This is a genomic window from Streptomyces sp. NBC_01549 (genome assembly GCF_026339955.1).
Taxonomy (GTDB): domain Bacteria; phylum Actinomycetota; class Actinomycetes; order Streptomycetales; family Streptomycetaceae; genus Streptomyces.
The window spans coordinates 2,197,877-2,211,097 of sequence record NZ_JAPEPW010000001.1 but is presented as its reverse complement, the minus strand read 5'-3'; the positions used below and the strand labels follow the sequence as shown (position 1 = coordinate 2,211,097).

Annotated in this window: 11 protein-coding genes and 2 pseudogenes; 9 read left to right on the top strand and 4 right to left on the bottom strand. The window is 68.5% G+C overall.

Annotation, left to right across the window (positions count from 1 at the left end):
- The first annotated feature begins 2 nt into the window (after window positions 1–2).
- The 8 genes and pseudogenes from OG819_RS09640 to OG819_RS09605 form a co-directional block, all read left to right on the top strand.
- A complete protein-coding gene (locus OG819_RS09640; RefSeq protein WP_266648951.1) occupies window positions 3–716 on the top strand; it encodes an NADH-quinone oxidoreductase subunit I in 714 nt (237 codons plus the stop codon).
- On the top strand, window positions 713–1,366 hold the full coding sequence (locus OG819_RS09635) for an NADH-quinone oxidoreductase subunit J (RefSeq protein ID WP_266584783.1): 654 nt from the start codon (window positions 713–715) through the stop codon (window positions 1,364–1,366). Before OG819_RS09640 ends, OG819_RS09635 begins: the two co-directional genes overlap by 4 nt.
- Window positions 1,366–1,764 carry an NADH-quinone oxidoreductase subunit NuoK gene (gene nuoK, locus OG819_RS09630; protein WP_266627492.1) on the top strand — a complete coding sequence of 133 codons (399 nt, stop codon included), beginning with the start codon at window positions 1,366–1,368 and terminating at the stop codon, window positions 1,762–1,764. Before OG819_RS09635 ends, nuoK begins: the two co-directional genes overlap by 1 nt.
- Window positions 1,761–3,752 carry an NADH-quinone oxidoreductase subunit L gene (locus OG819_RS09625; RefSeq protein WP_266648950.1) on the top strand — a complete coding sequence of 664 codons (1,992 nt, stop codon included), beginning with the start codon at window positions 1,761–1,763 and terminating at the stop codon, window positions 3,750–3,752. Before nuoK ends, OG819_RS09625 begins: the two co-directional genes overlap by 4 nt.
- Window positions 3,753–3,758: 6 nt before the next feature.
- Window positions 3,759–5,345 carry an NADH-quinone oxidoreductase subunit M gene (locus tag OG819_RS09620; protein WP_266648949.1) on the top strand — a complete coding sequence of 529 codons (1,587 nt, stop codon included), beginning with the start codon at window positions 3,759–3,761 and terminating at the stop codon, window positions 5,343–5,345.
- On the top strand, window positions 5,342–6,841 hold the full coding sequence (locus OG819_RS09615) for an NADH-quinone oxidoreductase subunit N (RefSeq protein WP_266627496.1): 1,500 nt from the start codon (window positions 5,342–5,344) through the stop codon (window positions 6,839–6,841). The genes OG819_RS09620 and OG819_RS09615 overlap by 4 nt, the downstream gene beginning before the upstream one ends.
- Window positions 6,842–6,997: 156 nt before the next feature.
- Complete coding sequence (htpX, locus tag OG819_RS09610) at window positions 6,998–7,861, top strand: zinc metalloprotease HtpX (protein WP_181650381.1); 864 nt, start codon at window positions 6,998–7,000, stop codon at window positions 7,859–7,861.
- A pseudogene (locus tag OG819_RS09605) lies at window positions 7,858–7,974 on the top strand (YccF domain-containing protein); the annotation flags it as partial. The gene htpX and the pseudogene OG819_RS09605, both read left to right, overlap by 4 nt.
- Before the next feature lie 101 nt (window positions 7,975–8,075).
- Here the strand turns inward: OG819_RS09605 and OG819_RS59495 are convergent.
- The 4 genes and pseudogenes from OG819_RS59495 to OG819_RS09585 form a co-directional block, all read right to left on the bottom strand.
- Window positions 8,076–8,228 (bottom strand): annotated as a pseudogene (locus tag OG819_RS59495) (IS256 family transposase); the annotation flags it as partial.
- 156 nt (window positions 8,229–8,384) lie between these two features.
- Window positions 8,385–9,515: a catalase family protein gene (locus OG819_RS09595; protein WP_266648946.1), complete on the bottom strand. Its 1,131-nt coding sequence runs from the start codon at window positions 9,513–9,515 to the stop codon at window positions 8,385–8,387.
- A 55-nt stretch (window positions 9,516–9,570) separates the two neighbouring features.
- Window positions 9,571–10,923 (bottom strand): Dyp-type peroxidase, encoded by a 1,353-nt coding sequence (locus OG819_RS09590; protein ID WP_266627502.1) that lies wholly within the window; start codon window positions 10,921–10,923, stop codon window positions 9,571–9,573.
- Between the two features lie 115 nt (window positions 10,924–11,038).
- The gene (locus tag OG819_RS09585) at window positions 11,039–11,512 is read right to left on the bottom strand and encodes a hypothetical protein (protein WP_266627504.1); all 474 of its coding nucleotides are present in this window, start codon (window positions 11,510–11,512) and stop codon (window positions 11,039–11,041) included.
- A gap of 880 nt (window positions 11,513–12,392) precedes the next feature.
- Here OG819_RS09585 and OG819_RS09580 point away from each other — a divergent pair.
- Window positions 12,393–13,070: a GAP family protein gene (locus OG819_RS09580; protein WP_266648944.1), complete on the top strand. Its 678-nt coding sequence runs from the start codon at window positions 12,393–12,395 to the stop codon at window positions 13,068–13,070.
- Window positions 13,071–13,221 lie beyond the last annotated feature (151 nt).

The window sequence follows — 13,221 nt, the reverse complement described above, 5'->3', positions numbered from 1 at the left end:
CCATGGCTGAGTCTCTCCGGCCCACCCGTTCCCGCATTCCTGGCTCCGGACTCGCCAAGGGCCTGGCCGTCACCCTCCGCACGATGACGAAGAAGACCGTCACCGCGCAGTACCCGGATGCCCAGCCCGAACTCCCGCCCCGCTCCCGCGGCGTCATCGGCCTGTTCGAGGAGAACTGCACGGTCTGCATGCTGTGCGCCCGCGAGTGCCCGGACTGGTGCATCTACATCGACTCGCACAAGGAGACGGTCCCGCCGGCCGCCCCCGGTGGCCGCGAGCGCAGCCGCAACGTCCTCGACCGTTTCGCCATCGACTTCTCCCTGTGCATGTACTGCGGTATCTGCATCGAGGTCTGTCCCTTCGACGCCCTGTTCTGGTCCCCGGAGTTCGAGTACGCGGAGACCGACATCCACGAACTCACCCACGAACGCGACAAGCTCCGCGAGTGGATGTGGACGGTCCCGGCCCCGCCCGCCCTCGACCCCGGCGCCGAGGAACCGAAGGAACTGGCCGCCGCCCGCAAAACCGCCGACAAGCTCGCCGCCGAGGCAGCCACAGCCGCCGAGGCAGCCGAACTCGAGGCGCAGGCAGCCGAACAGGTAGCCCGGCCCGAACCCCCGGCCACGGGCACGACCACAGGCACGACCACGACCACGGGCATGCCTGATCCCTCCAAGCCCTCCAAGCCCTCCGACCCGCAGGACGGTGCGTCGTGAGCCTCGCAGCAGCCACGGCCGCCGCGGCGCGGGCCACCACCACCGCCGCCGAAAGCCACGGCTTCCTCTCCCCGACGGGTGTCGAGATCGCCTTCCTCCTGGTCGGTCTGGTCTCCTTCGGCGCCGCGATCGTCACCGTCACCACCAAGCAGTTGGTGCACGCCGCCCTGTGGCTGGTGATGACGCTCGGCGGCCTCGCCGTCGAGTACCTCCTGCTCACGGCCGAGTTCATCGCCTGGGTGCAGGTGCTCATCTACGTCGGTTCCGTCGTCGTCCTCCTTCTGTTCGGTCTGATGCTCACCAAGGCGCCGATTGGCCGCTCCCCGGACGCCGACTCCGGCAACCGCTGGGCCGCCCTCACCGTGGCCGTCGCCGCGGCCGCCGCCCTCGTCTGGGTGGTCGTGGACGCCTTCCGCACCACCTGGGTCGACCTGAAAGGCCCCGCCGCCGGCTCCACCGAGGTCACCGGAGCGAGCCTCTTCCAGAACTGGGTCCTCCCCTTCGAAGCCCTCTCCGTCCTCCTCCTCGCCGCCCTGGTCGGCGCGATCGTCCTCTCCCGCAAGGCGAAGGCGGACGCGACCACCACAGCGGACGCTGTCACCCCCGCGGGTGCCCAGAGCCGCCGGAGCGAGAAGGAAGGGACCCGCTGATGCACCTCGCCTATCCCGCCGTGCTCTCCGCCCTCCTCTTCTGCACAGGCCTGTACGGAGTCCTCGCGCGCCGCAACGCGATCCTGGTCCTGATGTCCGTCGAGCTCATGCTCAACGCCGTCAACCTGAACCTCGTCGCCTTCGACGTCTGGCTCTCCAGGACCGCCCGCGACACGCTCCACTCCGGCCAGGCCCTGACCCTGTTCACCATCGCCATCGCGGCCGCCGAGATCGGCATCGGCCTGGCGATCGTCCTCGCCGTCTACCGGGGCCGCGGCACCGCGGACATCGACAAGCTCCGCGACACCGCCGAGGGCCCCGCCCCGGACGGCTCCCACGGCGACGGCACCGAAGAAGCCCCTGTCGCGGGAGACGAGAAGGCTGAGGCCACCGCGTGACCACGACCACCCTCGCCGTCCTCGTCCCCCTCCTTCCGTTCCTGGGCGCCGCGGCCGGATTCCTCCTCGGCCGCACGGGCCCCGGCTACGTCCGCCCCCTCGCGGTCCTGCCGTCCCTCACCTCGCTCGTCCTCGCCGTACTGGTCGCCGTGCGCCAGGGCGGTGGCCAGGCCATCAACGCGGCCACCGAACTGACGCCCACCGGCTCGGTCCCGATCGAACTCTCCCTGCACATCGACGGCTTCGCCGCCCTCGTCGCCGTACTCGTCGGCGTCGTCGCCTCCTGCGTGCAGATCTACTCGACGGGCTACCTGCGCGATGACCCGCGCTACCCCTCGTACGCCGCTCTCGTCTCCCTCTTCACCTCCGCGATGCTGCTCGTCGTCTACTCCGGCGACCTGATCGTGCTCTTGGTCGGCTGGGAGGTCATGGGCATCTGCTCGTACTTCCTGGTCGGCCACTACTGGGAGATCCCCGAAGCCCGCGCCGCCTCGATCAAGGCCTTCCTGGTCACCAAACTCGGCGACGTCCCCTTCCTCATCGGTCTGTTCGCCCTCGGCACCGACGCCGGGTCGTTCCGCATCACCACGGTCCTCGGCACCGTGGCGAGCGGCGGACTGCACCATCCGACGCTGGTCGCCCTGCTGCTCCTGGCCGGCGTGGCGGGCAAGTCGGCGTTGTTCCCGCTGCACACCTGGCTGCCCGACGCGATGGCGGGTCCGACCCCCGTCTCCGCCCTGATCCACGCCGCGACGATGGTCGCCGCCGGTATCTACTTCGTCGCCCGGCTCCTCCCCGTCTTCCAGGCCTCCTCGGCCGCGATGGTGGTCCTCGCCGTCATGGCCGCCGTCACGATGGCGGGCTCGGCACTCGCCGCACTCGCGCAGGACGACATCAAGCGTGTCCTCGCGTACTCGACGATCGGCCAGCTCGGCTACATGGCCGGTGCCCTCGCCGTCGGCGACCGCGGTGCCGCCGTCTTCCACCTCCTCTCGCACGGCGCCTTCAAGGCGCTGCTGTTCCTTGCCGCCGGCGTGATCATCCACGCCTCCGGCACCAACTCCCTGGCCGTCATGTCCCGCATGACGGGCCTGCGATCCCGCGTCCCCGACGCCTACTGGACGATGACCGTGGCGCTGCTCGCGCTCGCCGCGATCCCGCCGTTCAGCGGCTTCTTCTCCAAGGAAGCGATCCTCGGCGCAGCCGAGCACGTCGCCACCGGCCATACCGAGCACGCCCCCGGCGCGGCGGGCTGGATCGTCCTCGTCGCCGGTCTGGTCACCGCCGTACTCACCGCCGCGTACGCGACCCGGCTGTGGCTGCTGACCTTCCACGGGCGAGGAGTCGAGGCCCCCGACCAAGGCAAGGAACCGCGCAGCATGACCGTTGTGCTGTGGGTCCTCGCGGTCCCGTCCCTCGCCTTCGGTCTGGCGTACGGTCCGCTGCCCGACTGGTTCGACGGCCGCGACCTGACACCGGTGCTCACCACCTCCGTCCTTGGAACGGGGCTCGCCCTGGTCGGCGGGATCGTCACCTACGGCGCCTGGCGGCACACCACCGCGCTGGCTCCCCGCGTGCCGATGGGTGCGGTCGCGGCCCACCCCGACGCCGAGCCCGCGCTGGTCGAGGCGGAGGCGATCGCCAGGCACGCGCCCGTGTTCGGAGACGTGGCCTACGCCCCCGACCCGGCGGACCCCGGACGGCTGCTGCTCGGCCCGCTGCACCGGCACGCGGCTGTCGGATTCCACCTCGACGCCGTGTACAACGTGCTGTTCGTCCGCCCGGTCCAGGCCGGAGCCGCACTCGTCCGGTTCCTCGACCGTGAGGTCGTCGACACCTACGTACGCGGTGCCGCCGCCCTACCCCGTCTGCTCGGCGCCGCCGTACGGCGCGCGCAGACCGGCAATGTGCAGACCTATGTGAGCGCGCTGCTCGCCGGCACCGTCGTCCTGGTGGTCGCCGCCCTCCTCGTCGCCACGGGAGCGTGAGCAGGCGTGATCGATATCAGTGAATCCGTGATGCAGATTCTTCTCGCGTTGATCGTCGTCGGGCCGCTCATCGGTGCCGCCGCCGCTCTCCTGCCCGCGCCGCCCGGACTGAAGGGGAAGTCGCCCGAGCAGGCCGTGCTGCGGCACGGCGTGATCGTCACCGGCGTGGTGCTCATCGCCGCGATCGTCCTCGCGCTCGGCTTCGACCACGACACCCCGGCCAAGGCACAGCGGATGCAGGCCACGACGGACATCAGCTGGATCCCCGCACTCGACGTGCGGATCCACCTCGGCATCGACGGCATTTCCCTCCCCCTTCTGGTCCTGACCGCGCTGCTGACCTTCCTCTGCGCGCTCTACAGCTACTTCAAGATGCCCGCGGGGCCGACCCCGAAGGCCTTCGTCGCACTGCTGCTCGTCCTCGAGTCCGGCACCCTCGCGACCTTCGCCGTCCTCGATCTGCTGCTGTTCTTCCTCGCGTTCGAGATGGTGCTCATCCCGATGTACTTCCTCATCGCCCAGTGGGGCGGTGCCCAGCGCCAGGCCGCGGCGTGGAAGTTCATCCTCTTCACACTGCTCGGTTCGGTCGTCATGCTGCTGGGCCTGCTCCTGATCGGAATCAAGGCGGGCACATTCGACATGGTGGCACTCGCCACTGACAACGGCCGGTCGCTGAGCGCATCCGTGCAGGTCATCGCCGTTTTGGCGATCGGGATCGGGCTCGCGGTCAAGACGCCGATGTGGCCGCTGCACAGCTGGCTGCCGGATGCCCACACCGCCGCGCCCACCGTTGGCTCGGTCCTGCTGGCCGGCGTACTGCTGAAGATGGGTACGTACGGTTTCGTCCGGATTCTGCTGCCGATCGCGCCGGACGGGATGCACACCTTCGCCCCCTACCTCGCAGCCTTCGCCGTGGTCGGGATCATCTACGGATCCCTGGCCTGCCTGGCCCTCGCGAAACGGGGCGCGAAGGGCGATCTCAAGCGGCTCATCGCGTACTCGTCCGTCGGTCACATGGGGTTCGTCCTGCTCGGCATCGCGACGATGACCCCGACCGGCGTGAACGGCGCGCTGTTCGCCAACATCGCCCACGGCCTCATCACCGGACTCCTCTTCTTCCTCGTCGGGGCGCTGAAGGACCGCACGGGCACCACCGACCTCGACACCCTCGCCGAGGAGACCGGCGCCGCGCTCTACGGCAAGGCTCCGCGCCTCGGCGGCCTGCTCGCCTTCGCCGCCGTCGCCTCGCTCGGGCTGCCGGGACTCGCCGGATTCTGGGGCGAGATGCTGGCACTGTTCGGCGCGTTCAAACCCGCCGCCGACCTCAGCCGCCCCGCGTATCTGACGTTCATGGCGATCGCCGCCTTCGGCACGCTGCTCACGGCCGCGTACATGCTCGCCGTCGTACGCCGTGTGTGCATGGGCGAGACCCCGCGGCAGGGGGCGCCGAAGCTCGCCGACGTCCAGAGCTACGAGTTCGCGGCCTGGACGCCGCTCGTCGCCCTCACCGTCGTCGCCGGTCTGTGGCCCAAGGCCCTCCTCGGCCTGACCGACCCGGCCGTACAGCAGCTCCTCGCAGGAGGCACCCGATGAGCTCCCTGGTCCAGTCCGTCGACTGGCTCGCGATCGCGCCGCCCACCCTCGCCGCGGTCGTCGGACTCGTCGTGCTCGTCGCCGACCTCTTCATCGGAGAGGAGAAGAAGGCGGTACTCGGCTGGGTGTCGGTGGCGGGGCTCGCCGCGTCCGCGCTCATGCTGCTGCCCCTCCTGGACGGCGACCGCGCCACCTTCTGTCTGACGGGCGACGCGCACACCTGCAGCTATACGGCGGACCGCTTCACCCTCGTCATCCAGTTCCTGGTCCTCGGCGGAGCGCTCCTGGCGGCACTGCTGTCGGTCACGGCCCTGAAGGACGCCAACAAGGAACTCCCCGAAGGGGAGTTCTGGTTCCTGCTGCTCTCCTCGGCCGCGGGCGCCGCCCTGCTGCCCGCCTCCCGCGACCTCGCGACCCTCATCGTCGCCCTCGAAGTCGCCTCACTGCCCGCCTTCGCGCTCGTCGGCATCAAACGCGGCGACAAGAAGTCCTCCGAGGCGGCCCTGAAGTTCTTCCTGTCCTCCGTCACCGCGACCGCCGTGAGCCTCATGGGCGTCAGCTTCGTCTACGCGACGACCGGCACTCTCTACCTCACCCAGATCGCGGACAAGATCCAGCACGTCGACGGACAGTTCCACACCCTCGCGCAGGCGGGCGTCGTCCTCACCCTCGTCGGCTTCGCCTTCAAGACGGCCGCCGTGCCCTTCCACTTCTGGGTGCCCGACACCTACGTAGGGGCGCCTTTGCCGGTCGCCGCCTACTTGTCGGTCGTCGGCAAGGCGGTCGGCTTTTCCGGCCTGATCCTCGTCACCGTCGTCGCCCTCCCGTCGTACGCGGACGTCTGGGGCCCCGTGCTCGCCGCGCTGGCCGCCCTCACCATGACCGTCGGCAACGTCGGCGCCCTGCGCCAGCAGGCCACACGCGCGTACAGCGCGGTCCGCCTGCTCGCCTGGTCCTCCGTCGGCCAGGCCGGCTACCTCCTGGTCCCGATCGCGTCCGCCGCCTACTCCAAGGACGCCGGGAAGGCCGTCGGCTCCACCGTGGCGTACGCCCTGATGTACGCCGTGGTGAACCTGGGCGCCTTCGCCGTGGCCGCGCTCGTCGCCCGTACGAGCCCCCTGAACCGCATCAGCGACTACCGAGGCCTGTACGCGAGGAGCCCCCTGTCCGCGCTGATGCTCGGCTTCTTCCTGCTCTGCCTCGCGGGACTGCCGCCGGGCATCATCGGCCTCTTCGCGAAGGTCACCGTCTTCTCGGCGGCCGTCGACGCCGGGCTCGGCTGGCTGGCCGTGGTCATGGCCGTCAACGTCGTGATCGCGCTCTTCTACTACCTCCAGTGGACGACACTGCTCTTCCGCGCCCCCGAGGGCGAGCCCGAGAAACACCGCGTCCCGGCCCCACTGACCGCCGCGATCGCCCTGACGGCCGTCCTCGGCATCGCCCTCTCCGGAGCACCCCAGCTGGTCCTGCGCTTCTCGGCGACCGGCCTGTTCTGACACCGCCACCCGGACGGCCTACGCGCGCCACCGCCCGCACAAGGGAACTAGTGCTCCCCGCCTGGCGTTGACCAGTACGGGAGGGTCCACTGAAGAGTGGACGCAAGGCATCAGTAAGCAAAGGGTTCCCCTGCCGCACCACTTGGAGGGCGTACCGTGCACCGTCGGCACAACGGGCTCAGGACCGCCGTACTCCTCGGGGGACTGTCCGCACTCATCATCGTCATCGGCAGTTTCTTCGGGCGTACCGGCCTCGTCGTCGCGCTGTTCATCGCGATCGGGACGAACGCGTACGCGTACTGGAACAGCGACAAACTGGCTCTACGCGCGATGCGCGCCCGCCCGGTGAGCGAATTCGAGGCCCCGGCCTTGTACCGCATCGTCCGGGAGCTCTCGACCCAGGCCCGCCAGCCCATGCCGCGCCTGTACATCTCACCGACGGAAGCGCCGAACGCGTTCGCGACGGGGCGCAATCCGCGCAACGCGGCCGTGTGCTGCACCGAAGGAATCCTGCACATCCTGGACGAACGCGAGCTGCGCGGCGTCATCGGCCACGAGCTCAGTCATGTCTACAACCGCGACATCCTGATCTCGTCGGTCGCCGGCGCCCTCGCCTCCGTGATCATGTTCCTGGTGAATTTCGCCTGGCTGATCCCGGTCGGCCGTTCGAACGACGACGAGGGCCCCGGCATCCTGGGCATGCTGCTCATCATGATCCTGGGTCCGCTCGCCGCGTCCCTCATCCAGCTCGCCATCAGCCGCTCCAGAGAGTACGAGGCGGACGCGTCCGGGGCCCAGCTCACCGGGGACCCCCTGGCCCTCGCCAGTGCCCTGCGCAAGCTCGACGCCGGTACCAAGCAACTGCCGTTGCCCCCCGAGCCGCGCATCGAGACCGCCAGCCACATGATGATCGCCAACCCCTTCCGCCCGGGCCAGGGAATGTCGAAGATGTTCTCCACGCACCCGCCGATGGCGGAGCGCATCGCCCGGCTCGAGCAGATGGCAGGCCGCCAGCAATGAAGACAATCCTGAACGTCATTTGGCTCGTCCTGAGCGGCTTCTGGCTGTTCCTCGGCTACCTGTTCGCCGGCTTGCTGCTGTGCATCACGATCATCGGCATCCCCTTCGGGATCGTTCTTCTGCGTTCAGCATCACGCTCGGGTCGACCCGTCCTTCGATGACCATCGAGGGCAGTAGCTGAAGCTCCGGGAGGCCCGACGCCGGCCGAATCGCCCTTCTCATAGCCGAGATGCTCACTCATCTCAGCCTCCAGAGCCCCCTCCAGGACCAGCTTCACCAGCCCCTTCAGCAGCCCGTTCTCCCCGACCAGATTCACGCCTTCGGCGCGGGCCCGGGCCACCAACTGCCCGGCCAACTCCCGGTCCAGCTCCGCCAGTCTCGCCAACTCAGCCCCCGTACGTACGATGTTCGAGTCCTCGCGGGGGTGCTCGCTCTTGGTCCCCATGGTGATCCTTCCCGGCAGAGGTCCCACCTCATGCCATCTAGGTCACACCGGGGCATACACAATCTTTAGGACAGTCCCTCATTGGGCCGGGCCAAGTACCTCGTCGGCACTGCGCGGCTCTACGCGCGGCTGCTGGTTGAGCTTGTGGCGCTCGATGGAGGAGTACCGGTAGACCTCTTTACGGGTCCGCATGATGTTGCCGAGGGGCGCGTGCTCGGCTGTAACCCGCCAGGGTGTGAAGGACAACACGTCCATCTTCTCCAAGTTTTCCGGGCCGGAGATGTCCTGCTGAGGCAGCCGCAGCTTGGCCACGGTGACGGGCGGCGAGAGCTGTTCGGGCCACTCCACGGTGGTGTCCTCCACCGGCATGCGCTCCAGGTCGGTGCAGAGCTGTACCTGGATGTCGAAGGCGTACGGCCGTTCTTGCAGCTCGGCCTGCAGGGCTGGTCGGAAGACCTCTACCCCCGAGGTCGGGTCGATGTCGCGCCGGACCACCGCGGCGGCGAAGAGCGGGTCGGGGGTGATACGCACCTTGGCGATGTAGTCCCCGTGCCGGACCGCGCCCATCGTCCAGTAGCTCGAAAGCAGCAGGTTTGCCGGAGGGGTCTTTGACAGACGCAGGAAGGCCAGGAACTCATCCCACGCCCAGTTGTCCTGGTCCAGCGTTCCCTTTCCGGTCACGAAATCGGTGAAGAAACGACGCGCACCGGGTCGGCCCTGGGAGAAGTACGCCGGCGCGTTCAGGAACAATTCCTGGATGAACAGGTAGTGCTCGACCGTGTTGCAGAAGAAGATCGGTCCGTTGATGTTGGCGTAGTCGAAGGTGCCCGTGTCCGGTTCGTCTTCCAGCAGGGTCGGGCCGGGGATGTCGAAGATCTTCAGCGCCAGTCCGGTGGCGGCGCCCAGTCGCGCGTCGGCTCCGGCGTGAGGCGATCCGTTGGAGAAGCGGATGAGCGCATCGTGGGTTCCCGGAGTCGCGTAGATGCCTTGGGCGTACTCGGGGGGAAGCCCGTCCAGGATCTCCACTTCCCCCCGGACCAGCCCGTAGCCCTTGGCGTGGGCGTCACGGAGGGCGCTTCCCGTGCCACCGGCTCTGACCGACTCGGCGATGTAGCTCTCGGTCTTTGCGATCACCGTCTGCAGATACTGGTCGAAGTGCGGGTCGTCGTCTTCGACGTCCGGCGTGTAGGGGACGAACTGTGCTGCCATGACGTCGACCTCTTCTCGAAGACCGTGGTGGGGCCTCAGGGGGGAGGAACTGCCCTCAGTCCTCCAGTTCGGCGAGCCAGCGCAGGGCGCGCAGACCCGGCACGAAGCAGTACTCACCGCCCCGGGTGACCACGAAGCTGGGCAGGTTTTGCAGGCGGCGCCGGACCGGCTTCTCCGGGATGGTGACGCTGCCGGTTCCGCCGTGATGCCCGGCCACCGGGTCCTTCTCACCGGGGTAGCCGATGAAGTTGCCGTCGTTGACCCACTCGGCCTTGATGAACTCAAACTGCCGTTGCAGGTGGGCGCCGATGAAGACTCCGACGAGGCCGCGGTCGGCACCGTCGTCTTCCAGTACGCCCTCGGGCAGCGGCGGGCCGTAGGTGGTGCCGCGGCGGATGAGGCGGTGCATCCGTGCGTCGCCGATGATGGTGGAATCACGGGGGTTGGTGCGCCGGATGTGCGCACCGGCGGGGCAACGGAAGCCGCGATCGTCGTTCTCCCGGTACAGGAAGTTGTTGTTGCGGTGCGGATCGGCCGCCAGCTCTGGATCATCGTGCTCCGGCGTCAGCGTCAGCGGCGCCCCGCTGGGCCAGCGTCCGACCATCTTCGCCGCCAGGAGTGCCTCCTCCTGGGCGCTGGAGGTGTTCGCGCGCAGGTACTGCCGCCAGGCCGCCACGTTGGTGTGGATCTTGCGAACGGCCGCGTAGGTTCCGTTGCGCCCCAGCACATCGGGGCTGGGCATGGGCGGCAGATTGCCGGTTTCGTCGGGGTAGCCGAGGATGAACTCGCCCGCCTTGATGGGGGCTTCCTGCGGGTTGGAGCCGGGCAGTCCGACGCCCTCAATGTTCGGATGGCTGATGCCGTCACGGAAGCCGAAGGTGGTGCGTCCGGTCGGGAGCTGGCGGACCTCCTGCTGCCAGATCACCTGGACACCGGGCGTGTCCTCGTAGGCGACGCGGGCCCGCTCCAGCTCCTTGTCCAGCTGCGCGGCATTGGAAGAGAGGGCGCTCAACGCGATATGGACATCGCCCGTTCCGAACGGTGCCTCCCAGTGGGCCGGGGCGCTCTCGCCCACGTCGCCGATCAGTTCCGCCCGAGCGGCCATGCCCTCGCGTAACGCCCGCGGAAAGCTGTCCAGCGACTCCTGGGGCACCCCCAGGGCCCTCAGTCCCTGGTAGGTGAACGCCACAGCCACCCAGGCATCCTGGCTCCGGTCCACGCCTGGCAGACCGCCCGAGGTCACCGGGAGCAGCCGCCGCAGCAGGGCGCGCCCGGCGTGGCGGTCGTCGACGCGCAGGAAGATGAACTTTCCCTCGTACGGCACGGGCCGTGGACGCAGTGCCCCGCTTTGGACGTCGTCGATCTCGACGCGCACGCTGGCCGCGCTGCTGCTTGCCGTCGTGTTCATGATCGCCTGTGTCTCCATGTCGGCCTTTGCCTGGGCAGACCTGCAAGCGGCCGACCCGCGCCCGACGCGGTCCACCGATGTCGGGTCGGCTCTGAGGGGTGGGTGTGTTCGGGTTCTAGGCCGCGGCTTCCTCCATCAGCTTCTGGAAGGCCGGCGTGGCCAGCAAGTCGGCGTTCGCCGGGTTGTCCAGCGCCGCGCGGAACTCAGCGGTGTCCAGCACCGCCTCGAACGCCTCCTCCACGCGGTGGTCCTTGTAGATCTGCTGAACGGTCAGATCGGGATAGGCGCTGACGAAGACCCCCGCGGGCTCCTGCTGGGCGACGAACCAGTCCTTCACCCCTGGATCGGTGACGCCGGGGAACCCTTCGCTGTGCGAGAAGACCTTGTCGAAGCGGGACCCGACCACCGTCTGGGCGAAGTCGTCGATGTAGTTGTCCCAGGAGCCGTCGAAGACACTGGCGAACATGAACCGGGTGTCGTTGTCGAAGATCACGTGCCGTGCGTCGTGCAGGGTGCCGATCTGGCGCACCGCCGCATGGACGTTCTCGTCAGCCGCCGCGTCGGCCATCGCGGCGAGATCCTCACGCAAGGCGTCAGCGTGGCCCGGCTTGATCTTGGTGAAGACGGTGAACTCGTTACAGACCCCGTCCGACCTACCCGGGCGCTGGGGCTGAGCTGATGGGGCTGCACCTGTCGTCGCAGTCATCGTGAATTCTCCTGCCACGAATCGGTCCGAGGGTCGCCAAGCGCTCGGGCATGAGGCGCCATCGCCCTCGCCTTTAATCCTTACGCCACACACACCACCTCGCACTCCCAGCCATGGCGCATGTGATCACCCGGCGGCGGATCTTGGAGGAGCTCCGCCACAGCGGGGGTCCGGCCTGACCACTTCACGACTCCCCGCAATAACCGGCTACGGTCCGTGCCCGATAGACCGTAGGGACGTGCCTCGTCCGTCAGGGTGCCGAGAAAGAAAGCTGCCTCGGGTGACGACTTGTCGTCCAGTTCCGGGAAGGCGGCCACGCGGGTGGCCAGCAGGCCAAGGCCAGGGTCCCCGCGTCCTGAGGAACTCCCGAGGACAGATCCGGAAAGGCGCAGGAAGATGGCATTGAGACGTGGCGTCGTCGTCGCGTTCTCCGGCAGCAGCCGCTTCCGCGTGGCTGTGAAGATGGCGGCGCAGCTGCGTAACCACCCGTAGCTACACCCAGGCGCCGTCCCCGCTGCACCGTATGGGGGTTTGAGCGACGAGGCGCTCAGCAGTCTGAAACGTCTGGGAAAGGTGCCGGACGGGTGCTGACCGCCGAGGAGGTCGCCGTTCAGAAGGACCACTTCCGGAGAGGCAGCAACACACGGCCCAGGGTCTTCCCGCAAGACCCGGGCATGTCCACGGCAGTCCTGCGGCTGCCTACGCACGTCCGCCAAGCCTGGCTCAACCGGATCGCCGCCCTGATCCCCCTCTGGAGGTAACCATGGGCAAAGTTCTCGGTGACGTGCTGGGCCTTGCGGCCGGCGTCGCGATCAGCCCGCTCCCGATCATCGCCATCATCCTCATACTCGCCACGCCTCGGGGACGTCTCAACGGACCCCTCTTCACCGTCGGCTGGATCCTGGGGCTCTCGGTACTGGGCGCGGTGATGCTGGCGATCGCTTCCCCGGCAGGTGCCTCCTCCCACAATCACCCGGCCACCTGGGTGGGAGCCCTCAAGCTCGCCCTGGGCCTGTTCCTCGTCCTCTTCGGCGCCCGGCAATGGCATCGGCGCCCGAAGGATCCCTCACAAGCCAAGCTGCCGAAGTGGATGGGCGCGATCGACCGCCTCACGCCGGTCAAGGTCTTCGGACTCGGATTGGCCCTGGCCGCGCTCAACGCCAAGAACGCCCCGCTGACCATCGCCGCGGCCGCCTCCATTGGCTCAGCCGGACTGCCGGTCGGGCAGCAGATCGCATCGCTGGCAATCTTCGTCCTGATCGCCACCCTCGGCCTTCTGGCCCCACTGGGAGTCTTCCTCCTCGGGGGAGAGCGAGCCAAAACCACGCTCGGCAATTGGAAAGACTGGGCAGCCCAGCACAATGTTGCCGTGATGGCGGTCCTGTTCTTCGTTCTCGGGTTGAAACTGCTCGGAGACGGCATCTCCGTCCTCACCTCCTGACAGGCCTACCCACGCGTGGCGGTGTGGCCCGATCACAGACGTGCAACAGAGAGATCTTCGGGGCTCGCGCCAAAGTGGCTGCGCAAAGCCGTGGAGCCGACCGCCCCAGCCATGACGTGCCCCATCTCTGACGTCAAGCGGCTGATTGCTG